Raw genomic sequence first — 19,558 nt, 5'->3', positions numbered from 1 at the left:
CATGATTCCCGGAGAGATCCTGTTCGACGACGACCCGATCGTCTACAACGAGGGCCGCGAGGTCACCCGGCTCACCGTCCTCAACGCCGCCGACCGGCCCGTCCAGGTCGGCTCCCACTACCACTTCGCCGAGGCCAACCCCGGTCTGGACTTCGACCGCGCCGCCGCGCGCGGCAAGCGGCTGAACATCGCCGCCGGGACCGCCGTGCGCTTCGAGCCCGGCATCCCCGTGGACGTCGAACTCGTCCCGCTCACCGGCGCCCGTGTCGTGCCGGGTCTGCGCGGGGAAACCGGAGGGGCCCTCGATGCCTGAGATCTCGCGCGCCGCGTACGCCGACCTGTTCGGCCCGACCACCGGGGACCGTATCCGGCTCGCCGACACCGACCTCCTGATCGAGATCGAGGAGGATCGTTCCGGCGGCCCCGGGCTCGCCGGTGACGAGGCCGTGTTCGGCGGCGGCAAGGTCATCCGCGAATCCATGGGCCAGTCCCGCGCCACCCGCGCGGACGGCACCCCCGACACCGTCATCACCGGCGTCGTCATCGTCGACCACTGGGGCATCGTCAAGGCCGACGTCGGCATCCGCGACGGCCGGATCACCGCCATCGGCAAGGCCGGCAACCCCGACACCATGGACGGCGTCCACCCGGACCTGGTCCTCGGCCCGGAGACGGAGATCATCGCCGGCAACGGCCGCATCCTCACCGCCGGCGCCATCGACGCGCACGTCCACTTCATCTGCCCGCAGGTCGCCGACGAGGCGCTCGCCGCCGGCATCACCACGCTGGTCGGCGGCGGCACCGGACCCGCCGAGGGCTCCAAGGCCACGACGGTTACGCCCGGCCCCTGGCACCTCGCCCGGATGCTGGAGGCCATGGAGGGCTACCCGCTCAACATCGGCCTGCTCGGCAAGGGCAACACCGTCTCCCACGACGCGATGCTCTCCCAGATCCGCGGCGGCGCCCTCGGCCTGAAGCTGCACGAGGACTGGGGGTCCACTCCCGCCGTCATCGACGCCGCCCTGACCGTCGCCGACCGCACCGGCATCCAGGTCGCGATCCACACGGACACCCTCAACGAGGCCGGGTTCGTCGGCGACACGCTCGCCGCGATCAACGGTCGCGGCATCCACGCCTACCACACCGAGGGCGCGGGCGGCGGGCACGCGCCGGACATCATGACCGTGGTGTCCGAGCCCCACGTGCTGCCCAGCTCCACCAACCCGACCCGGCCGTTCACCGTCAACACCGCCGAGGAACACCTCGACATGCTGATGGTGTGCCACCACCTCAACCCCGCGGTGCCGGAGGACCTCGCCTTCGCGGAGTCACGGATCCGGCCGTCGACGATCGGCGCGGAGGACATCCTCCACGACCTGGGCGCGATCTCGATCATCTCCTCCGACTCCCAGGCCATGGGACGCGTCGGCGAGGTCGTCCTGCGGACCTGGCAGACCGCCCATGTGATGAAGCGGAGGCGGGGCGCGCTGCCGGGCGACGGCCGCGCGGACAACCACCGCGTACGTCGCTACGTCGCCAAGTACACGATCAACCCCGCGCTCGCGCAGGGACTCGCCCGGGAGATCGGTTCCGTCGAGGCCGGCAAGCTCGCCGATCTCGTGCTGTGGGAGCCCGCGTTCTTCGGCGTCAAGCCGCACCTCGTGATCAAGGGCGGCCAGATCGCGTACGCGCAGATGGGCGACGCCAACGCCTCCATCCCGACCCCGCAGCCGATCCTGCCGCGCCCGATGTACGGGGCGATCGGGCGCGCGCCCGCCTCGAACTCCTTCAACTTCGTGGCACCGCTCGCGATCGAGGACGGGCTGCCGGAGCGGCTGGCCCTGGGGAAGAGGTTCGTGGCCATCGAGTCGACGCGCGGCGTCACCAAGGCGGACATGCGCGAGAACGACGCCCGGCCGCGGGTCGAGGTCGACCCCGACAGCTTCGCCGTCCACATCGACGGCGAGCTGGTGGAGGCCACACCGGCCGCCGAACTGCCCATGGCCCAGCGCTACTTCCTGTTCTGATGTCCCGGGCAGCACTACTCGTCCTGGCCGACGGCCGCTTCCCCGCCGGAGGTCACGCGCACTCCGGCGGGGCCGAGGCGGCCGTCCGGGCGGGACGGATCACCGGGGCCGCGAGCCTGGAGGACTTCTGTCGCGGGCGGCTGCACATGGCCGGGCTGGTGTCGGCCTCACTGGCCGCGGCTGCCGCGCTCGGCGTCGACCCCGTCCTGCTGGACGCCGCCGCGGACGCACGTACGCCGTCGGCCGCGCTGCGTGGCGCTGCGCGCAGGCTGGGGCGGCAGCTGATGCGGGCCGCTCGGGCCGCCTGGCCTTCCGGGGAACTGGACGCGGTGGCGAGGGAGTTCCCCAAGGGGGCCCATCAGCCGGTCGTGCTGGGGGTGACGGCGCGTGTGGCGGGGCTGGGGGCCGAGGATGCGGCGTACTGCTCGGCGTACGAGAGCGTCAGTGGGCCGGCGACGGCTGTTGTCCGGCTGCTGAGCCTGGATCCCTTCGACGCGTCGGCCGTTCTCGCGCGGCTGGCGCCGGAGCTGGATCGCGTCGTCGATCAGGCCGTGGAAGCGGCTCGGCGGGTGCTCGACGAGGGTGTCGATGCGTTGCCCGCGGCTTCGGCTCCGCTGTTGGAGATCGGGGCCGAGGCCCATGCGGCTTGGCCTGTACGTCTGTTCGCGTCGTAGGAGGTTCGCCCCCGCCCGTTCCCGTCCCCTGGGGCTCCGCCCCCAGACCCCCGATCGGCCTGAACGGCCTCGTCCGCAACCTCCCCCAAGCTCTCGGAGCAGGGGGCCCCAGACGGGCTGGTGATCACCAGCCACGGCTGAACTGGAGCCGCAACCCATGCATCTCGACCACACCCACCACAGCCCCTCCGCCCTCAGCGCCGACGCCCACCGCCCCGACGGCTCCCGCCGCGCCCTCCGGATCGGGCTCGGCGGGCCCGTCGGGTCGGGGAAGACCGCCACCGTGGCCGCGCTCTGCCGGGCCCTGCGCGACGAGTTGTCGCTCGCCGTCGTGACCAACGACATCTACACCCGGGAGGACGCCGAGTTCCTGCTGCGGGAGGCCGTGCTGCCGCCCGAGCGGATCAGCGCCGTCGAGACCGGCGCCTGTCCGCACACCGCCATCCGCGACGACATCTCCGCCAACCTCGAAGCCGTCGAGGACCTTGAGGACGCCGTCGGGCCGCTCGACCTCATCCTCGTCGAGTCCGGCGGGGACAACCTCACCGCCACCTTCTCCAAGGGGCTCGTCGACGCGCAGATCTTCGTCATCGATGTCGCGGGCGGGGACGACATCCCGCGCAAGGGCGGTCCCGGTGTCACCACCGCCGATCTGCTCGTCGTCAACAAGACCGACCTCGCGCCGTACGTCGGATCCGACCTCGCCCGGATGGCCGCCGACGCGAAGGCCCAGCGTGGGGACCTGCCCGTCGTCTTCCAGTCGTTGCGCGGCGAGGCCGGCGTCGGCGCCGTCGCCGAGTGGGTGCGCCGGCGGCTCGCCGCATGGACGGCGTGACCACGGGGGTACGGGCCACCGCGCGGATCGTGGCCCGGGACGACGGCCGGGGCGGTACGTCCCTGCCGGTGCTCGCCGGCGAGGGGCCGCTCGCGCTGCGCCGCACGCGGGCGCGGGGCGACGAGGCGCGCGTGACGCTCGTCGGCGCGATGAGCGGGCCGCTCGGCGGGGACCACTTCACCATCGGGGCCGAGGTGGGAGACGGTGCCCTGCTGCACGTCGGATCGGCCGCCGCGACCATCGCGCTGCCCGGTCAGGCCAAGGGCGAGGCCCGCTACGACGTCCGGCTGGACGTGGCCGCCGGCGGCGAACTGCGCTGGCTGCCCGAGCAGTTGATTTCGGCCAACGGAAGCGAGTTGTACGTCCGCTCGCGCATCGATCTCGCGCCGGGCGCCCACCTCGTCTTCCGCGAGGAGCAGGTCCTCGGGCGCGCCGGTGAGCAGCCCGGGCGGCTCACCAGCCGCCTCACTGTACGGCTGGACGGACGGCCGCTGCTCGACCAGGAGGTGGCCTGCGGGCCGGGGGCGCCGGGGGGCTGGGACGGGCCCGCCGTGCTGGCGGGACATCGGGCGCTCGGGCAACTGGTCGTCGTACGGCCCGAGTTCCAGCGGGCGCCGGTGACGGCACGGCCGCTCGGGGAGTGGGCCGCGCTCACCCCGCTGGCCGGGCCGGGCGTGCTTGTCACCGCGGTCGCGCCCGACGCGCTGAGGCTGCGGCGGACACTGGACGAGGCGTTGCGCGTACTTGGCTGAAACCGGGCTCTCCGCTCAACGGACAGCGCTGTACCGGTTATCGGATTGGTAAAGAAAGTCAAATACCCCCTGTTCTCAGGAAGTGCACAGCCGAAAGGATCCCCCGTACCCATCGCAACGATGTACGGGGAGGTCCCACTTGAGGGGAATCAGACCGACGAGGCGAGCGTCCGCGCTCGGCTCCGCCGGGGCGCTCGTCACGGCGACGCTGATAGCCGGCGCCGTGGCGGCACCGTCGGCCACCGCCGACTCGCGCCACGGCCAGGACCGGGAGGCCCGCGGCGCGGCGATCGCCGCCGAGCGGGCCGCCAAGGACGGGATCGACTGGCAGGACTGCCCGGCCGACTGGGGGCTCGAGAAGCCCATCCAGTGCGGCTGGGTGACCGTTCCGCTCGACTACGCCCATCCGAACGGCAAGCAGATCAAGCTCGCCGTCGACCGCATCGGGAACACGGGCACCAAGCAGGAGCGCCAGGGCGCCCTCGTCTACAACCCGGGCGGCCCCGGCGGCTCCGGTCTGCGCTTCCCGCGCCGGGTCACCACCAAGAACCCCATCTGGGCCAACGTGGCGAAGGCGTACGACTTCGTCGGCTTCGACCCGCGCGGCGTCGGCCACTCGGCGCCCATCTCCTGCGCGGACCCGCAGGAGTTCGTGAAGGCGCCCAAGGCGGACCCGGTGCCCGACACCGAGGCGGACAAGCTCGCCCAGCGCAAGCTGGCGCGGGAGTACGCGGAGGGCTGCCTGGAGCGCACCGGCCGCGCCATGCTCCAGCAGATGACCACGCCCAACACCGCGCGCGACCTGGACGTCATCCGTGCCGCGCTCGGCGAGAAGAAGCTCAACTACCTGGGCGTGTCGTACGGCACGTACCTGGGCGCCGTCTACGGCACGCTCTTCCCGGACCACCTCCGGCGCATGATCGTGGACAGCGTGGTCAACCCGTCGCGCGAGAAGATCTGGTACCAGGCCAACCTGGACCAGGACGTCGCCTTCGAGGGCCGCTGGAAGGACTGGGAGGACTGGGTCGCGGCGAACGACGCCTCCTTCCACCTGGGCACGACCCGTGCGGCGGTGCAGGAGAAGTGGCTCCAGCTGCGTGCCACGGCGAAGAAGAACCCGATCGGCGGTGTGGTCGGTCCGGCCGAGCTGATCTCCTTCTTCCAGAGCGCGCCGTACTACGACTCCTCGTGGGTCCCGGTCGCCACCGTCTTCAGCAAGTACGTGGCCGGCGACACCAAGGCGCTCGTCGACGCGGCGGCGCCCGACCTGTCGAACACCGCGGGCAACATCGCCTCCGAGAACGGCAACGCCGTCTACACGGCCGTCGAGTGCACCGACGCCAAGTGGCCGAAGAGCTGGCGCAGGTGGGACCGGGACAACACCCGGCTCAACAAGGACTATCCGTTCATGACCTGGGCCAACGCATGGATGAACCTGCCGTGCGCCACCTGGCCCGTCAAGCAGCAGAACCCGGTCGACGTCCGTACCGGCGAGGGCCTGCCGACCGTCCTGATCGTGCAGTCCACCCGTGACGCGGCCACGCCCTACGACGGCGCGGTCGAGCTGCACAAGCGCTTCGAGGGCTCCCGCCTGATCATCGAGAAGGACGCGGGCTCCCACGGCGTGACCGGCCTGGTCAACCCGTGCATCAACAACCGGGTCGACACCTACCTGCTCACCGGCAGGACGGACAGCGCCGACGTGACGTGCACCCCGCACGCCACGCCGAAGCCGTAGCCGAGGTACGCGGTCTCCGGCACATGCACGAGCGAAGGGGCGGCCGATCCCGGCCGCCCCTTCGTCGTCCGCCGACGCCTGCTCAACTCAGCGGCAGCCGCGGGAGCCTGCGGGCCCGCTCCGTGTTCTTCGCCGCCTCCTCCGCCTTGGCGACCGCCGCGTACTGGTCGACGTACTCCTGCTCGGACAGGGAGAGGATGGCGTACATGATCTCGTCGGTGACGGCGCGCAGGACGGCCTTCTCGTTCTCCAGGCCGGCGTAGCGGGAGAAGTCCAGGGGCTTGCCGAAGCGGATCACCACGGGGTGGATGTTCGGGATGACCTGGCCCGGCGGCTGCGCCTCGAAGGTCCCGATCATCGCGCAGGGAATGACCGGGACCTTCGCCTTGAGGGCCATCACCGCGACGCCCACCTTGCCCTTGTAGAGGCGGCCGTCGTGGGAGCGGGTGCCCTCGGGGTAGATGCCCAGCAGCTCACCCTTGCCGAGGACGCCGAGGCCCTCCCGGATGGCGGCCTGCCCGGCCTCCTTGCCGGAGCGGTCCACCGGGATCTGGCCGGCACTGCGGAAGAACGCCGCGGTGAGCCGGCCCTTGATGCCGGGACCGGTGAAGTACTCGGCCTTGGCGAGGAAGGTGATGCGCCGTTTGAGGATCGCGGGCATCAGGAAGTGGTCGGAGAAGGAGAGATGGTTGCCGGCGATGATGGCCGGCCCCTCAGCCGGAACGTGTTCGAGGCCCTCGATGCGCGGCCGGAACACCAGTCTCAGCAGCGGCCCGAGAAGGACGTATTTGAGCAGGTGGTAGAACACGACTCGCTCCTCACTTCACCCTTGGAACCGGCGTTGCCCCAGGTCAGCTCCAGGATCGCAGACATCGGACGATGTGCACCCCTTGTCATCGGTAGCCATGCCGAGTTGGTCTCATGCTGCCCCCGTTGCCGAGACGGCGGGGAGGGGGCGCTATCGCCCCTCCCCGACGAAGAACGGACTTCAGGCGGGCAGTGTCCGGCCCCGGGCCTGGGGAGCCAGCCGGACCAGGCCCATGCCGACCGCGAAGACCGCGGCGGTGAGGCTGAGGGGGAGGGCGAGGGAGCCGGTGGCGTGGATGCCGTAGCCGATGAGGAAGGTGCCGGCGGCGGCCACCCGGCGGGAGAAGGTGGTCGTCAGGGCGAAGGCGGTGGCGCGCATCCGGGTGGGTACTGCTCGGGCAGCCAGATGGTGCACACCGCGAAGCTCGCTCCGCCGAGGCCCAGCACCGGCAGGAAGGCGAAGGTCAGCGGGATCGAGTGCAGGGGGTACGCGACGCCGTACGCGCCGACCGTACCGACGATCATCAGCCCGAACGCCGTGGCCAGCGCCCCGCGCCGCCCGAGCCGTCCGGCCACCCGCGGTGCCGCGAAGCAGCCGAGGATGGTGAAGGCGGCGACCGTCATGGACGAGATGCCGGCCAGGCGGACCGTGGTGCTGTGGCCGTAACCGGCGTACGCGGACAGGTTGTTCATGGCGGTGGGGACGTACGTCGAGCCGGCCCACAGGCCGATCACGCACACCACCAGGAGGAGCAGGTTGCCGATCGTGCGGGCGCGGTACGGGGGTGTGAGGACATCGGCGACCGGTTGTCAGAAGGAGCGCCGCAGCCGGGCGTCGGCGTTCTCCTGCCGGCGTTCGGGCTCGGGGGTGGTGCGGCGGATGAGGAAGACGGCGAGGGCGGGGATGCCACCGAGGAGGAACGTGCCGCGCCGGCCGAGTTCCGCTCCGGCCAGGAGGTAGACGGCGGAGACGGCGAGTACGCCGAAGTAGGCGGCGGCGTGCATCAGGCCGCCGCAGGGTTCCCGGACGCGTTCGGGCATGACCTCGGCGAGCAGGGTGCCGGCCATGGCCCACTCGCCGCCGACGCCGACCGCGGGGAGGAACCGGTAGGCGTTCCAAACTGGACTGGCGGGCTGAACAGGAGGAGTGAGCCGGCACCTTCCTGGTCACCGTGATCCAGCAGGGCATCAAGGGCCGGCTCGGCCGGCTCCGGGGCGTGGATCGTGGTCGGCCTTGCCGCCCTCCCGTCGTGCGCCCTGTGGACCCGGCTCGCCCGCCGCCGGTCCGGGCCGCCCCTGCCGCTCGCCTCGCTGACCATCCAGGCCGCCGGCATCGCCCTGCTGGCGCTGCTCGGCGGTGCCACGCCCGCACTCGGCTCCGCCGTGCTGTTCGGCGCCACTTTCACGGGCGTCGGCACGATCGCCCTGCCCATCGGCGCCCACCTTCAAGTACCCGCACGGTGGTCCTGTTGACCGCCGGATACGGCGCCGGCCAGCTCCTCGGTCCGCTGCTCGCCGCTCCGCTGCCGAGCCACGGCCACCACCAGGCGCTCCCGCCGGGCAGCGCGTTGGTCGTCGCCGCCGCGGTCGCGGCCGCCGCCATCTGCATCCGCTACCCGCACCACCTCGGCCCGGTGACCTCGGCGGCCTGAAACCGTATCCGTGCAGAAGGGGCGGGCACGGTCGCCCGGAACCGTGCCCGCGGTGTGCGAAGCGCGACGCGGTCACACCCCGGGAGACGGTCGTCACAGATAGTCGTCGTCTCCCTGGTCGAACAGTTCCGGGTAGGTGGACTCATCGTCCGCCCGACGGTCGCTTCGCTGCTGCTCGAGCCGGTGCTGGCGCTCCTGGCGTGCCTGTTCCTGGGCGCCGAGGGTTTCCTCGGTCATGTCCCTGAGGTGGCCGGAGTCGTCGGCGTACCGGCCATGCTCCCGGTCGGTCATATCGGCTCACTCCTGTCATGTCGGTGAATATCAGCTTATGTCTCCTCCTCCATACGGATCGACTCCCTGAGCTTCTGCAGGGCACGGCTGTCCCTGTCCTCGTTCATGTCCAGCAGGGCGCCGGCGATCGCGTCGAGCTTGCGCTGGATGGCGTGCTCCGCCCGCATCTCCGAGTTCTTGAGCAGGGCGAGGAGGAGAAGGGTGACCGCTGTCATCGACTCCCCGGCGAGCAGGAGCAGCTCCAGGGTCAGATGTGCGGCGTGCGCGGCGACGAAGAAGCCGACGAAGGCCAGGCAGATCATGAAGAAGAGCGGGGAACTCGTCAAGTTGGAGGCTTTCTCCGCCAGTTCCTCGAACATGCCGCGCCTGGGGCCGCCGCGGTGGGCGGGACTCTTGAAGGTCATGGGGGAAGGCTTACCCTGCTGCCGTTTCCGAGGTGGTGCACGTACCGCCGACGGGTGGTGGCGTCACGGGGCATGCACCCGGGCGGGGGAACCGCACCGCACCGCGCGCGGCTCTCAGTTCGTATGTGCGTTCGAGGGCTTCTTGAGCGCGGTGACTGCGGCCGCCAGCTCCTGGCGCAGCGGTCCGGGCGGGGCGTCGCCGTTGACGGCCGCCACCAGATCCTCGGCGACGTGGTGCAGTTTCGTGTTGGTGTTCTGGGAGACGGTGACGAGGACGTCCCAGGCGTCCTGCGCGGTCAGCGCGAAGGACGCCATCAGCACCCCACGGGCCAGGTCGATCACCGGTCGGGTCTGCATCGCCCGCCGCAACTGGACCAGCTCGATGTGCAGATCCCGCTCGGTCGACGGGTCCAGGTCCCGGTCGGGCGCCAGGTCGGGGGCCATGCCCGGGTCCCGGTCGGGGGTCAGGTCCAGGGCCGTGCCCGCGTCCCGGTCCAAGTCCTCGGGTCGCTCGTCCGGCTGCGGAGGGCCCTGCTGTTGCCGGAGCCACCCGTCCGGCCCCTCCTGGCCGTCGCCCGCGGCCGTACCGGCGGGGGAGGTGTCGAACAGGGCTCGCGTGCCGGTCAGCGACAGCAGCCGGTCCACGGAGGCCCCGATCGGGCCGAGCGCGAGCGTCTTGGCGTCCGCCAGGGCCTGGCGGCGCGCGCTCAGCAGCACGTTGAGGCCGGAGCAGTCGCAGAAGTCCACTCCGCCGAGATCCACGTCGACACCCCTCACCGAGCGCCGTACGGCCTCCCGCAGGGCTTCCTGCAGGGCCTGCTCGGTGTCGATGTCCAGCTCCCCGGAGACCGCCACGGCCACCCGGTCCCCGTCCTCGTGCGTCTCGACCCTCAGGTACGGCGGCAGGAGGTGCTGCGGCGGGTGTGCCCAGGTCACCCGGACGTCACCGTCCGCGCTGTCGGGCTCGGGAAGTACGCGCTCGTCCATGGCAGCCTCCCGAGCTCGCCCGCAACACTCCCCCCACACCTAGTCAGGCTCTGCCCGGCCCGGGGCGCATGTCAAGGGATACACGAATTTCAATTCACCTTTTTGTATTCGCGAATTGTGGCGCCTACTCTCTACCCATGGATGGAGTGCGTGAGCCGCATACGGGATGGACGTTCCTCACCAACCACGCACGCGTGTTGGCGGCCATCGCCGACGACCGGAGCGTCCGCATCCGGGACATCGCGGCCCACTGCCGGCTGACGGAGCGTGCCGTTCAGAAGATCATCGCCGATCTCGAGCAGGGCGGCTATCTGACGCACACCCGTGAGGGGCGCGGCAACACCTACCACATCCAGCCGGGCACGCCCCTGCGCCACCCGGCGGAGGCCAGCCTCACCGTCGCCGAGCTGCTCGCCCTCCTCGTCCGGCAGGACGCCGAGCACAGCAGGCAGCGCCGGCAGCAGTAACGCCCCTCACCGTGGGTACTCGCAGGTACCGGCCACCGGTCACCGAGAGGAGCCCGAAGTGAGCACCGAAACTGGCAGGAAGATCGTGGTCACGGGTGCCACCGGCAATGTGGGCACCAGTCTCGTGCGCCTGCTCGCCGAGGACCCGGCCGTCGCGAGCGTACGCGGCCTGGCGCGCCGCATCCCCGACCTCGGCCCGGAGCGCGTGGAGTGGGCGAGGGTCGACCTCGCCGCGAAGGACGTCGACCTCGTACGGGAGTTCCGGGGCGCCGACGCGGTGGTGCACCTGGCGTGGGCGTTCCAGCCGACACACGATCCGGTCGCGACCTGGCGGACCAACGTGCTCGGCAGCATCCGGGTCTTCGAGGCCGTCGCCGCCACCGCCACGGTGCCCACGCTGGTGCACGCCTCCTCCGTCGGGGCCTACTCACCGGGGCCCAAGAACCGTGCCGTGGACGAGTCCTGGCCCACGCACGGCTGGCCCGACGCCGCCTACACCCGGGAGAAGGCCTACCTGGAGCGGTACCTCGACACCTTCGAGTTCCGGCACCCCGGGATCCGGGTCGTACGGATGCGGCCCGCGTTCCTGTTCAAACGCGAATCGGCGAGCGAACAGCGGCGCATCTTCGGCGGAAAGTTCCTGCCCGGACCGCTGGCCCGGCCTGAACTGCTGCCCTTCCTGCCGGACATCGCGGGGCTCCGGGTGCAGGCCCTGCACACCGACGACGCGGCCCGCGCCTACCAACTCGCCATCCACAGCGAGGTCCGGGGCGCCTTCAACCTGGCCGCCGACCCGCCCCTCGACGCCGACGTCCTGGGCGAACTGCTGGGTTCCCGCCCCGTACGGCTGCCCCGCACGGCCGCACGGTCGGCGATCGCCGCCGCCTGGGGGCTGCGGCTGCTGCCCGCCTCACCTCACCTCTTCGACGCCGTCCTGAGGCTGCCGCTCATGGACTGCAGCCGCGCGCACACGGTGCTCGGCTGGCAGCCGCAACGGACGGCGACCGAGGTGCTGGAGGAGTTCCTGCACGGGCTGCAGGAGGGCGCCGGCGTCCCGACGGCACCGATGCAGGGCCGCAAGGTCGGCTGACCCCCGGTCGGGCCACCGGGGCCCACAGGTCGCCCACGTGCGTCCGTTTGAGCCGCACGGATCGCGAAACTCCCTTGCATAGTCCAACGGTGCAGGAAAGGCGGTCTCGATCCATGGCCCTGACATCCCGCAACGACACGTCCCCGGCTCCCGGCCGGGCGGGAGCCGGGCTCGATGTGGCCGGGCTGGAGGCGGCGCTGCGCAGCGCCGTGGACGGCGAGATCCGGTTCGACGCGGGCAGCAGGGGCGCGTACTCCACGGACGGCTCCAACTACCGCCAGGTCCCCATCGGCGTTGTCGTCCCGCGCGGTGTGGAGGCGGGCGCCCGCGCGGTCGAGGTGTGCGCGCGGTTCGGCGCACCCGTCCTGTCCCGGGGCGGCGGCACCAGCCTGGCCGGCCAGACCACCAACACCGCCGTCGTCATCGACTGGACCAAGTACTGCGACGCCCTCGTCTCCGTCGACCCCGACGCCCGCACCTGCGTCGTGGAGCCCGGGCTGGTCCTGGACGAGCTCAACCGCCGACTCGCCGACCACCGGCTGCAGTTCGGGCCCAAGCCGTCCACACACAGCCACTGCGCGCTCGGCGGCATGATCGGGAACAACTCGTGCGGGTCGTCGGCGCAGGCGTACGGCAAGACGGTGGACAACGTACGCCGTCTGGAGGTCCTCACCTACGACGGGACCCGGATGTGGGTGGGGCGGACCTCGAAGGCCGAGCGGGCGCAGATCGCCGCCGAGGGCGGGCGCCGGGCCGAGATCTACGACGGCCTCGACCGCATCGTCACCGAGTACCTGGCGGACATCCGCCAGGGCTACCCGAAGATCCCGCGCCGCGTCTCCGGCTACAACCTGGACTCGCTGCTCCCGGAGAACGGCTTCGACGTCGCCAAGGCCCTGGTCGGCAGCGAGGGAACGCTGGTGACGGTGCTGCGCGCCGAACTCGACCTGGTCCCCGTGCCCCCGTACCAGTCGCTGCTCGTCCTCGGATACGAGGACATCTGCGCCGCCGCCGACGACGTTCCCCGGCTCCTGGAACACTGCTCACCCAGCCAGCTGGAGGCCCTGGACGGACGGATGGCCCAGCTGATGCGCGAGGAGCACGCCTACCTGGAGTCCCTCAACTCCCTCCCGCAGGGGGACAGCTGGCTGCTGCTGCAGTTCAGCGGCGACAGCCAGGACGAGGTCGACGCGAAGGCGCACGCGCTGCTGCGCGCGGTCGGCCGGGACGAGAAGGAGTCCACCGTCGCCTTCTCCGACGACCCCGAGCGCGAGCAGAGGATGCTCAAGGCCCGGGAGGCCGGACTCGGGGTCACCGCGCGGCCCCCGGACGACCGCGAGACCTGGGAGGGCTGGGAGGACTCCGCCGTCCCGCCCGATCGCCTCGGCGACTACCTGCGCGACCTGAAGGGGCTGTTCGAGGAGTTCGACTACGACCATCCCTCGCTGTACGGGCACTTCGGCCAGGGCTGTGTGCACACCCGCATCCCGTTCGGGCTGAAGACCGCCGAGGGCGTGGCCGACTTCCGCCGCTTCCTGGAGCGCGCCGCCGACCTCGTGGCCTCCTACGGCGGCTCCCTGTCGGGCGAGCACGGGGACGGCCAGTCCCGGGGCGAGCTGCTCACCCGTATGTTCGGCGAGCGGCTCGTGGCCGCGTTCGGCGAACTCAAGGCGCTCTTCGACCCGGACAACCGGATGAACCCCGGCAAGGTCGTCGACCCCAACCCGGTCGACGGCCAGCTCCGCCTCGGTGCCGCCTGGCGGCCCGCCACCGTCGACACGCACTTCGGCTACCCGGAGGACGAACACTCCTTCACCCGCGCCGTGCTGCGCTGCGTCGGCATCGGCAACTGCCGCAGCCACCACGGCGGGGTGATGTGCCCGTCGTACCGGGCCACCAAGGAGGAGGAACACTCCACGCGCGGCCGGGCACGGCTGCTGTTCGAGATGCTCGACGGCCACGCGGACTCCGCCGTCACCGACGGCTGGCGCTCCACCGAGGTCCGGGACGCCCTGGACCTGTGCCTGGCCTGCAAGGGCTGCAAGTCGGACTGTCCCACCGGCGTCGACATGGCCACCTACAAGGCCGAGTTCCTCGCCCACCACTACGCGGGCAGGCCCCGCCCGGCCGCCCACTACTCCATGGGCTGGCTGCCGCTGTGGGCCCGGCTCTCCCGCCTCGCCCCGCCGGTCGTCAACAACCTGCTGCACGCGCCCGGACTGGCCGCCGCGGGCAAACGACTGGCCGGCGTCGACGGTGCGCGCCAGGCACCGGTGTTCGCCGAGAAGTCCTTCCTCCAGTGGTGGAAAACGCGCGGCAGCGAAGAACCGGAGCCCGGCGACCCGCAGGCCGTCGTCCTGTGGCCCGACACCTTCACCACCTACTTCCACCCCGCGATCGCGAGGTCCGCCGTGCGGGTCCTGGAGGACGCCGGCTTCCGGGTCGCCGTACCGACCAGGCCCGTGTGCTGTGGGCTGACCTGGATCTCCACCGGGCAGTTGGCGGTGGCGAAGAAGGTCCTGCGGCACTCGCTCGACGTGCTGCGCCCATGGATCGGGGCGGGCACCCCGGTCATCGGCCTGGAACCGTCCTGTACGGCCGTCTTCCGCGCCGACGCGCCCGAACTGATGCCGACCGACCAGGACGTGCAGCGCCTGGCCGGGCAGTTCCGCACCTTCGCCGAGCACCTCGTCCACCATGCCCCCGACGACTGGCGGCCACCCGCCCTGGCCCGGCAGGCGACCGTGCAGACCCACTGTCACCAGCACGCGATCATGAAGTTCGACGCCGACCAGGAGCTGATGCGGCGAGCCCACCTCGACGCCGAGGTCCTCGACGAGGGCTGCTGCGGGCTCGCCGGCAACTTCGGGTTCGAGCGCGGGCACCACGAGGTGTCGATGGCCGTCGCGGAACAGGGCGTCCTGCCCTCCGTGCGCGGTGCCGCCCCGTCCGGTCTGGTCCTCGCGGACGGCTTCAGCTGCCGCACCCAGATCGAGCAAGGCGGCACGGGGCGGCGGGCCCTGCACCTGGCCGAGGCGCTGGCCCTGGGCCTGGACGGGCCCCTCCCCTCGGAGCTGCCCGAGCGGGTGGCGCGGCGCCCGGAGCCGCCCTCACGGCTCGGCGCCTGGGCGACCACGGCCGTCGCCGCCGCCCTGGCCGCGGCCCCCGCGGCGGCCCTCGCCCGCCGCCTGCGGCACCGCACCTGATCGCGGCGATGGCGGTACAGGTGGCGGTGTGCGGACCCGCGCGGTGCGGGGAGAGCGAGCGGGCCCTCGCGTACGAGGTGGGCCGGCTGCTGGCGGAGCGCGGGGCCGTGGTGATCTGCGGCGGGCACGGCGGGGTGATGGCCGCGGTCGCCGCGGGTGCCCGGTCGCGCGAAGGCGTGGTCGTCGGGGTGCTGCCCGGGGCTGACCGGACCGGCGCGGGGCCGGACCTGAGCGTCGCGATCGCCACCGGGCTCGGGCAGGCACGCAACAGCGTCATCGTGCACAGCGGGGACGCCGTCATCGTGATCGGCGGCTCCTGGGGCACCCTCTCGGAACTGGCGCTGGCGATGCGCCGGGGCGGCGTGCCCGTGGTGCAGCTGGGCGACGGCTGGCGTCTCACGGACGCCGACGGGCGGGAGGTGCCCGGCGTACGGTACGCGCGGACGCCGGCGGAGGCGCTGGAGCGGACGGGTCTGTGGCACTGACCGGCATGGTTCCCGCCCCCGCCGCCCCTACCCTTCCCGTCCCTGGGGGGCTGCCGCCCCCGGACCCCCGCTTCGGCCTGAACGGCCTCGTCCTCAAACGCCGGACGGGCTGGTCGTTGCCGACCGGGGCTGGAAAATCAGCCCCTCCGGCGTTTGAGGAGCGGGGGTTCAGCGGGCGGAGCCCCCTGGCGGCACGGCGCTCAAGCCGTCAGCACCTTCTCCAGCGCCCCGAGAGCCGACCGCAGCTCCTCCTCGGTGATGGTCAACGGCGGTGCCAGGCGGATCGTCGAGCCGTGGGTGTCCTTGACCAGGATCCCCTCCGCCATGAGACGTTCGCTGACCTCCCGCCCCGTGCCGATCGCGGGATCGACGTCGACACCCGCCCACAGCCCGCGCGAGCGGAAGCCCACGACGCCCTTGCCGACGAGCGAGGTGAGCCCGTCCCGCAGCACCACACCCAACTCGGCGGCGCGCAGCTGGAAATCACCCGTCTTCAACAGGTCGACGACCGCGGAACCGACCGCCGCCGCCAGCGGGTTGCCGCCGAACGTCGAACCGTGCTCGCCCGGCTGCAGCACCCCGAGCACGTCCCGGCGCGCCACCACCGCCGACACCGGCACGATCCCGCCGCCGAGCGCCTTGCCGAGCAGCAGCACGTCGGGCAGGACCCCCTCGTGCTCCACGGCCAGCGTACGGCCCGTACGTCCGAGGCCCGACTGGATCTCGTCCGCGACGAACAGGCACCCGGCCCGACGGGTGAGCTCCCGGACCCCGGTGAGGTAGCCCTCGTCGGGGATGATCACGCCCGCCTCGCCCTGGATCGGCTCGATCAGCACGGCCGCCGTCGTCTCGTCGACGGCCGCCTCGAGCGCCGCCAGGTCGTTGTACGGGACGATCCGGAACCCCGGTGTGAAGGGGCCGAAGCCCGTCCGCGCGGTCTCGTCCGTGGAGAAGCTCACGATCGTCGTCGTCCGGCCGTGGAAGTTTCCGGCCGCCACCACGATCGTCGCCCGGTCGGCCGGCACGCCCTTGACCTCGTACGCCCACTTCCGGGCCACCTTGACGGCGCTCTCCACCGCCTCCGCGCCCGTGTTCATCGGCAGCACCATGTCCAGGCCCGTCAACTCGGCCAACGCCTCGGCGAAATCGGCCAGCTGGTCGTTGTGGAAGGCGCGCGAGGTGAGCGTCAGCCGGTCCAGCTGACGGTGCGCCGCCTCGATCAGCACCGGGTTGCGGTGACCGAAGTTGAGGGCCGAGTACCCGGCGAGCATGTCGAGGTAGCGGCGGCCCTCCACATCCTCCACCCAGGTGCCCTCGGCGCGGGCGACGACCACGGGCAGCGGGTGGTAGTTGTGCGCGAGGACGGGCTCCTCGGCCCGGACCAGCTCGGCGGACGTACGCGTACGGACGGGTGCGGTCATGAACGCATCTCCCGAATCTCCTGGGTGCAGCACTTGATGCCTCCGCCGGCCTTGTGGAACTCGGACAGGTCGACGGGGACGGGGTCGTAACCGTGGTCGGCGAGGCGCGAGGCGAGCGCCTCGGCCTTCGGCGCGATGTAGACGTGGCGTCCGTCGGAGACGGAGTTCAGGCCGAACGCCATCGCGTCCTCGTGGGTCGCGAGCACCGCGTCCGGGAACAGCCGCGCCAGCACCTCCCGACTGCCCGGCGAGAAGGCCTCCGGGTAGTACACGACGTTGTCGTCGTCGAGGACGAACAGCGCCGTGTCCAGGTGGTAGAAGTACGGGTTCACCAGCGTCAGGCTGATCACCGGATGGCCGAAGAACTCCTGCGCCTCGCGGTGCGCCTCCCGGGTCGTCCGGAACCCGGTGCCGGCCAGCAGGTACCGGCCCGTCCACACCAGGTCGCCCTCGCCCTCGCAGACGGACTCGGGTCGGTGGACGTCGTAACCGGCCGCCTTGAACCACGTCTCGTAGTGGACGGACTCCGGGCGCCGCTCGGGCGCGTGGAAGAGGGAGCCGAAGACCCGGCCGTCGACGACGACCGCCGAGTTCGCGGCGAACACCATGTCCGGCAGGCCGGGGACCGGGTCCACGGCGTCGACGGTGTGGCCATGGGCGCGGTAGGCGCGGATCAGACCCTGCCACTGTTCCTGGGCCAGATCCACGTCGACCGTGGTGTCGGGATGCATCCAGGGGTTGATCGCGTACTGCACGGCGAAGTGTCTGGGTTCGCAGACGAGGAAGCGCCGCCGGCGCGGCACACGGCTGTCGGTCACAGAGGGGTTCCTCCGCTTCCTGGGGTGTCGACTGAGGGTTGACACCAAAGGTAGGAAGCGGCGGATACGGGCGACAAGCAATGAGAGCTGCGTGTTCGCGCAGTAATGCTGCGTCCTGGAGCACCTCAGCGCACGTCTGCTGCGCCGTCCGGCGTGCTGCCCGGTGCGGCCTGGGTGGCGCCAGCCTCCGGGCTTTCCGGGAGCAGGTGGGACAGCACCATCACGCTGATCGTCTTCCGGATGAACGGCTCCGTGCGGATGCGCTCCAGCACCTCCTCGAAGTGCTCGACGTCCCTCGCCCGCACGTGCAGCAGGGCGTCCGCGCCGCCGGTCACCGTCATCGCCGCCGTGATCTCCGGATGGTTGCGCACCACCTCCGCCAGGCGCCGGGGCGGCGCCGCGCCCTCGCAGTACACCTCGACGTACGCCTCGGTGCGCCAGCCCAGCGCCGACGGCCGCACCGTGGCCGTGAACCCGGTGATCACACCCGTCTCGCGCAGCCGGTCCACCCGGCGCTTGACCGCCGTGGACGACAGGCCGATGGCCGCGCCGATCTCGGCGAAACTGGTCCTGGCGTTCGCCATCAGCGCGGTGATGATCTTCCGGTCGAGCTCGTCGAACGGTACCGGCCTGCTGTTCATGCGGGAACTGTAACCAGACCCGCACCGGCACCGTGACCGCCGCCGCGGCGCCACCGTATCCAGCGAGAACGTCCATGCCCCGCACATCCCCACCGGTACGGATTGCTCCTACACTCCACGTTCATGCTGCGCGCCCTCGCCGTCGACGACGAACGCCCCTCCCTGGAGGAACTGCTCTACCTGCTCCGCACGGACCCCCGGATCGGCAGCGTGGAGGGCGCGGGCGACGCCACCGGGGCACTGCGCCGCATCAACCGCGCCCTGGAGTCCGGGCCGGACGGCCCCGACGCGATCGACGTGGTCTTCCTCGACATCCACATGCCCGGCCTCGACGGCCTGGAGATGGCCCGGCTGCTCACCGGGTTCGCGAAGCCACCGCTCGTGGTGTTCGTGACCGCCCACGAAGGCTTCGCGGTGCAGGCCTTCGATCTCAAGGCCGTCGACTACGTCCTCAAGCCCGTACGCCGGGAGCGGCTCGCGGAGGCGGTGCGCCGCGCCGACCGGATGAGTCGGACCGCGCCGCTGATCCCCGTGCACGAGCCCGACGCCGACCACATCTCCGTCGAACTCGGCGGGGTGACCCGGTTCGTGCCCGTGGAGGACATCACCCATGTCGAGGCGCAGGGCGACTACGCCCGCCTGCACACCCCCCGGGGCAGCCATCTCGTGCGGATCCCGCTGTCCACCCTGGAGGAACGGTGGCGCTCGCGCGGCTTCGTCCGCATCCACCGCCGCCACCTCGTCGCCCTGCGGCACATCGACGAACTCCGCCTGGACGCCGGCGCCATGAGCCTCCTCGTCGACTCCGTCGAACTCCAGGTGAGCCGCCGGCACGCCCGCGAACTGCGGGAGATGCTGACACGCCGGACCGCGGGGTAGGGAGACGGCGTGCCGCAGGACCCCACCGAACGCCGCGTCGTCGTCACCGGGCCGCCCCGGAGCGGTCGCCGCCGTGCCCCGGGCCCTCACCGCCCGCGCACCGAGATCGACGAGCAGACCACCCTCGGCCACACCTACGTCCGCTCACTGATGCGCAGCCAACTCCGCGCGGCCCTCGCCGTGTTCACGGTGCTGGTGCTGTTGATCGGGCCCCTTCCCCTGGTCTTCGCCGCCACCCGCGGGGACGGTCTGCAATGGGCGGTGCTCGGATTCGGCCTCTACCCGCCGCTGGTCCTGCTCGCGCGCTGGTACGTGCGCCGCGCCGAACGCAACGAGAAGGACTTCGTCCGGCTCGTCGAGGACCGCTGAGGCGCGGCCGTGAAC

The 19,558-nt window shown here is 71.8% G+C and carries 24 protein-coding genes; 14 read left to right on the top strand and 10 right to left on the bottom strand.

All coding sequences use genetic code 11. From position 1 onward, the window contains the following. The first annotated feature begins 1 nt into the window (after nucleotide 1). From ACFYZJ_RS08310 to ACFYZJ_RS08285, 6 genes are all read left to right on the top strand, one after another. On the top strand, nucleotides 2-313 hold the full coding sequence (locus ACFYZJ_RS08310) for an urease subunit beta (RefSeq protein WP_388564173.1): 312 nt from the start codon (nucleotides 2-4) through the stop codon (nucleotides 311-313). Beyond that, a complete protein-coding gene (locus ACFYZJ_RS08305; protein WP_388564170.1) occupies nucleotides 306-2,027 on the top strand; it encodes an urease subunit alpha in 1,722 nt (573 codons plus the stop codon). The genes ACFYZJ_RS08310 and ACFYZJ_RS08305 overlap by 8 nt, the downstream gene beginning before the upstream one ends. Then, nucleotides 2,027-2,701 carry an urease accessory protein UreF gene (locus tag ACFYZJ_RS08300; RefSeq protein WP_388564167.1) on the top strand — a complete coding sequence of 225 codons (675 nt, stop codon included), beginning with the start codon at nucleotides 2,027-2,029 and terminating at the stop codon, nucleotides 2,699-2,701. Before ACFYZJ_RS08305 ends, ACFYZJ_RS08300 begins: the two co-directional genes overlap by 1 nt. A gap of 157 nt (nucleotides 2,702-2,858) precedes the next feature. Beyond that, entirely contained in the window at nucleotides 2,859-3,536 is a 678-nt protein-coding gene (ureG, locus tag ACFYZJ_RS08295) for an urease accessory protein UreG (protein WP_388564165.1), read from the top strand. Continuing rightward, nucleotides 3,524-4,288: an urease accessory protein UreD gene (locus tag ACFYZJ_RS08290; RefSeq protein WP_388564162.1), complete on the top strand. Its 765-nt coding sequence runs from the start codon at nucleotides 3,524-3,526 to the stop codon at nucleotides 4,286-4,288. Before ureG ends, ACFYZJ_RS08290 begins: the two co-directional genes overlap by 13 nt. 139 nt (nucleotides 4,289-4,427) lie before the next feature. Continuing rightward, entirely contained in the window at nucleotides 4,428-6,026 is a 1,599-nt protein-coding gene (locus tag ACFYZJ_RS08285; RefSeq protein ID WP_388564161.1) for an alpha/beta hydrolase, read from the top strand. 82 nt (nucleotides 6,027-6,108) lie between these two features. Here ACFYZJ_RS08285 and ACFYZJ_RS08280 read toward each other — a convergent pair whose 3' ends face one another. The 4 genes from ACFYZJ_RS08280 to ACFYZJ_RS08265 form a co-directional block, all read right to left on the bottom strand. Further along, on the bottom strand, nucleotides 6,109-6,834 hold the full coding sequence (locus ACFYZJ_RS08280; RefSeq protein ID WP_388564158.1) for a lysophospholipid acyltransferase family protein: 726 nt from the start codon (nucleotides 6,832-6,834) through the stop codon (nucleotides 6,109-6,111). 180 nt (nucleotides 6,835-7,014) lie between these two features. Beyond that, entirely contained in the window at nucleotides 7,015-7,212 is a 198-nt protein-coding gene (locus ACFYZJ_RS08275; protein ID WP_388564156.1) for a hypothetical protein, read from the bottom strand. Continuing rightward, the gene (locus ACFYZJ_RS08270) at nucleotides 7,188-7,568 is read right to left on the bottom strand and encodes a hypothetical protein (protein WP_388564154.1); all 381 of its coding nucleotides are present in this window, start codon (nucleotides 7,566-7,568) and stop codon (nucleotides 7,188-7,190) included. Before ACFYZJ_RS08270 ends, ACFYZJ_RS08275 begins: the two co-directional genes overlap by 25 nt. A 75-nt stretch (nucleotides 7,569-7,643) precedes the next feature. Next, the gene (locus ACFYZJ_RS08265) at nucleotides 7,644-7,901 is read right to left on the bottom strand and encodes a hypothetical protein (protein WP_388564152.1); all 258 of its coding nucleotides are present in this window, start codon (nucleotides 7,899-7,901) and stop codon (nucleotides 7,644-7,646) included. Nucleotides 7,902-8,057: 156 nt separating this feature from the next. Between ACFYZJ_RS08265 and ACFYZJ_RS08260 the strand changes: the two genes are divergently transcribed. Then, nucleotides 8,058-8,306 (top strand): YbfB/YjiJ family MFS transporter, encoded by a 249-nt coding sequence (locus ACFYZJ_RS08260; RefSeq protein WP_388564150.1) that lies wholly within the window; start codon nucleotides 8,058-8,060, stop codon nucleotides 8,304-8,306. Beyond that, nucleotides 8,303-8,485 (top strand): hypothetical protein, encoded by a 183-nt coding sequence (locus ACFYZJ_RS08255; RefSeq protein ID WP_388564148.1) that lies wholly within the window; start codon nucleotides 8,303-8,305, stop codon nucleotides 8,483-8,485. The genes ACFYZJ_RS08260 and ACFYZJ_RS08255 overlap by 4 nt, the downstream gene beginning before the upstream one ends. Nucleotides 8,486-8,578: 93 nt before the next feature. Here the strand turns inward: ACFYZJ_RS08255 and ACFYZJ_RS08250 are convergent, their stop codons facing one another. The 3 genes from ACFYZJ_RS08250 to ACFYZJ_RS08240 all read right to left on the bottom strand — a co-directional run bounded on the left by ACFYZJ_RS08250 (nucleotide 8,579) and on the right by ACFYZJ_RS08240 (nucleotide 10,167). Beyond that, nucleotides 8,579-8,776: a hypothetical protein gene (locus ACFYZJ_RS08250; RefSeq protein WP_388564146.1), complete on the bottom strand. Its 198-nt coding sequence runs from the start codon at nucleotides 8,774-8,776 to the stop codon at nucleotides 8,579-8,581. A 35-nt stretch (nucleotides 8,777-8,811) separates the two neighbouring features. Further along, on the bottom strand, nucleotides 8,812-9,180 hold the full coding sequence (locus tag ACFYZJ_RS08245) for a hypothetical protein (protein WP_388564144.1): 369 nt from the start codon (nucleotides 9,178-9,180) through the stop codon (nucleotides 8,812-8,814). Between the two features lie 114 nt (nucleotides 9,181-9,294). Next, nucleotides 9,295-10,167: an anti-sigma factor antagonist gene (locus ACFYZJ_RS08240; RefSeq protein ID WP_388564142.1), complete on the bottom strand. Its 873-nt coding sequence runs from the start codon at nucleotides 10,165-10,167 to the stop codon at nucleotides 9,295-9,297. Nucleotides 10,168-10,304: 137 nt separating this feature from the next. Between ACFYZJ_RS08240 and ACFYZJ_RS08235 the strand changes: the two genes are divergently transcribed. The 4 genes from ACFYZJ_RS08235 to ACFYZJ_RS08220 all read left to right on the top strand — a co-directional run bounded on the left by ACFYZJ_RS08235 (nucleotide 10,305) and on the right by ACFYZJ_RS08220 (nucleotide 15,415). Further along, nucleotides 10,305-10,634: a MarR family transcriptional regulator gene (locus tag ACFYZJ_RS08235; protein WP_388564140.1), complete on the top strand. Its 330-nt coding sequence runs from the start codon at nucleotides 10,305-10,307 to the stop codon at nucleotides 10,632-10,634. A gap of 58 nt (nucleotides 10,635-10,692) precedes the next feature. Further along, nucleotides 10,693-11,724, top strand: a complete 1,032-nt coding sequence (locus ACFYZJ_RS08230) for an SDR family oxidoreductase (protein ID WP_388564138.1) — start codon at nucleotides 10,693-10,695, stop codon at nucleotides 11,722-11,724. Nucleotides 11,725-11,837: 113 nt separating this feature from the next. Beyond that, the gene (locus ACFYZJ_RS08225; protein ID WP_388564137.1) at nucleotides 11,838-14,930 is read left to right on the top strand and encodes an FAD-binding and (Fe-S)-binding domain-containing protein; all 3,093 of its coding nucleotides are present in this window, start codon (nucleotides 11,838-11,840) and stop codon (nucleotides 14,928-14,930) included. 8 nt (nucleotides 14,931-14,938) lie between these two features. Next, the gene (locus ACFYZJ_RS08220; protein ID WP_388564135.1) at nucleotides 14,939-15,415 is read left to right on the top strand and encodes a TIGR00725 family protein; all 477 of its coding nucleotides are present in this window, start codon (nucleotides 14,939-14,941) and stop codon (nucleotides 15,413-15,415) included. Nucleotides 15,416-15,615: 200 nt separating this feature from the next. Here ACFYZJ_RS08220 and rocD read toward each other — a convergent pair whose 3' ends face one another. The 3 genes from rocD to ACFYZJ_RS08205 all read right to left on the bottom strand — a co-directional run bounded on the left by rocD (nucleotide 15,616) and on the right by ACFYZJ_RS08205 (nucleotide 18,295). Continuing rightward, nucleotides 15,616-16,836: an ornithine--oxo-acid transaminase gene (rocD, locus tag ACFYZJ_RS08215; RefSeq protein ID WP_388564133.1), complete on the bottom strand. Its 1,221-nt coding sequence runs from the start codon at nucleotides 16,834-16,836 to the stop codon at nucleotides 15,616-15,618. After that, on the bottom strand, nucleotides 16,833-17,654 hold the full coding sequence (gene ddaH / locus ACFYZJ_RS08210; RefSeq protein ID WP_388564131.1) for a dimethylargininase: 822 nt from the start codon (nucleotides 17,652-17,654) through the stop codon (nucleotides 16,833-16,835). Before ddaH ends, rocD begins: the two co-directional genes overlap by 4 nt. A 125-nt stretch (nucleotides 17,655-17,779) precedes the next feature. Next, nucleotides 17,780-18,295 carry an Lrp/AsnC family transcriptional regulator gene (locus ACFYZJ_RS08205; RefSeq protein ID WP_388564129.1) on the bottom strand — a complete coding sequence of 172 codons (516 nt, stop codon included), beginning with the start codon at nucleotides 18,293-18,295 and terminating at the stop codon, nucleotides 17,780-17,782. Between the two features lie 123 nt (nucleotides 18,296-18,418). On the opposite strand from ACFYZJ_RS08205, the gene ACFYZJ_RS08200 reads away from it, so the two are divergent. Both ACFYZJ_RS08200 and ACFYZJ_RS08195 read left to right on the top strand, forming a co-directional pair. Further along, on the top strand, nucleotides 18,419-19,174 hold the full coding sequence (locus tag ACFYZJ_RS08200; protein WP_388564127.1) for a LytR/AlgR family response regulator transcription factor: 756 nt from the start codon (nucleotides 18,419-18,421) through the stop codon (nucleotides 19,172-19,174). A gap of 9 nt (nucleotides 19,175-19,183) precedes the next feature. Next, nucleotides 19,184-19,543, top strand: a complete 360-nt coding sequence (locus tag ACFYZJ_RS08195; RefSeq protein ID WP_388564125.1) for a hypothetical protein — start codon at nucleotides 19,184-19,186, stop codon at nucleotides 19,541-19,543. The last annotated feature ends 15 nt before the right edge of the window (nucleotides 19,544-19,558 follow it).

The sequence above is a fragment of the Streptomyces sp. NPDC001848 genome, from assembly GCF_042891915.1.
GTDB lineage: Bacteria > Actinomycetota > Actinomycetes > Streptomycetales > Streptomycetaceae > Streptomyces.
This window is presented reverse-complemented; position numbering and strand designations above follow the sequence as displayed.

Coding starts and splice junctions, on each gene's coding strand:
- ureG (WP_388564165.1), top strand. CDS start 2,859: ATGCATCTCGACCACACCCACCACAGCCCCTCCGCCCTCAGCGCCGAC.
- ACFYZJ_RS08275 (WP_388564156.1), bottom strand. CDS start 7,212: ATGCGCGCCACCGCCTTCGCCCTGACGACCACCTTCTCCCGCCGGGTG.
- ACFYZJ_RS08290 (WP_388564162.1), top strand. CDS start 3,524: ATGGACGGCGTGACCACGGGGGTACGGGCCACCGCGCGGATCGTGGCC.
- ACFYZJ_RS08245 (WP_388564144.1), bottom strand. CDS start 9,180: ATGACCTTCAAGAGTCCCGCCCACCGCGGCGGCCCCAGGCGCGGCATG.
- ACFYZJ_RS08250 (WP_388564146.1), bottom strand. CDS start 8,776: ATGACCGACCGGGAGCATGGCCGGTACGCCGACGACTCCGGCCACCTC.
- ACFYZJ_RS08220 (WP_388564135.1), top strand. CDS start 14,939: ATGGCGGTACAGGTGGCGGTGTGCGGACCCGCGCGGTGCGGGGAGAGC.
- ACFYZJ_RS08240 (WP_388564142.1), bottom strand. CDS start 10,167: ATGGACGAGCGCGTACTTCCCGAGCCCGACAGCGCGGACGGTGACGTC.
- ACFYZJ_RS08310 (WP_388564173.1), top strand. CDS start 2: ATGATTCCCGGAGAGATCCTGTTCGACGACGACCCGATCGTCTACAAC.
- ACFYZJ_RS08200 (WP_388564127.1), top strand. CDS start 18,419: ATGCTGCGCGCCCTCGCCGTCGACGACGAACGCCCCTCCCTGGAGGAA.
- ACFYZJ_RS08225 (WP_388564137.1), top strand. CDS start 11,838: ATGGCCCTGACATCCCGCAACGACACGTCCCCGGCTCCCGGCCGGGCG.
- ACFYZJ_RS08235 (WP_388564140.1), top strand. CDS start 10,305: ATGGATGGAGTGCGTGAGCCGCATACGGGATGGACGTTCCTCACCAAC.
- rocD (WP_388564133.1), bottom strand. CDS start 16,836: ATGACCGCACCCGTCCGTACGCGTACGTCCGCCGAGCTGGTCCGGGCC.
- ACFYZJ_RS08205 (WP_388564129.1), bottom strand. CDS start 18,295: ATGAACAGCAGGCCGGTACCGTTCGACGAGCTCGACCGGAAGATCATC.
- ACFYZJ_RS08305 (WP_388564170.1), top strand. CDS start 306: ATGCCTGAGATCTCGCGCGCCGCGTACGCCGACCTGTTCGGCCCGACC.
- ACFYZJ_RS08300 (WP_388564167.1), top strand. CDS start 2,027: ATGTCCCGGGCAGCACTACTCGTCCTGGCCGACGGCCGCTTCCCCGCC.
- ACFYZJ_RS08265 (WP_388564152.1), bottom strand. CDS start 7,901: ATGGCCGGCACCCTGCTCGCCGAGGTCATGCCCGAACGCGTCCGGGAA.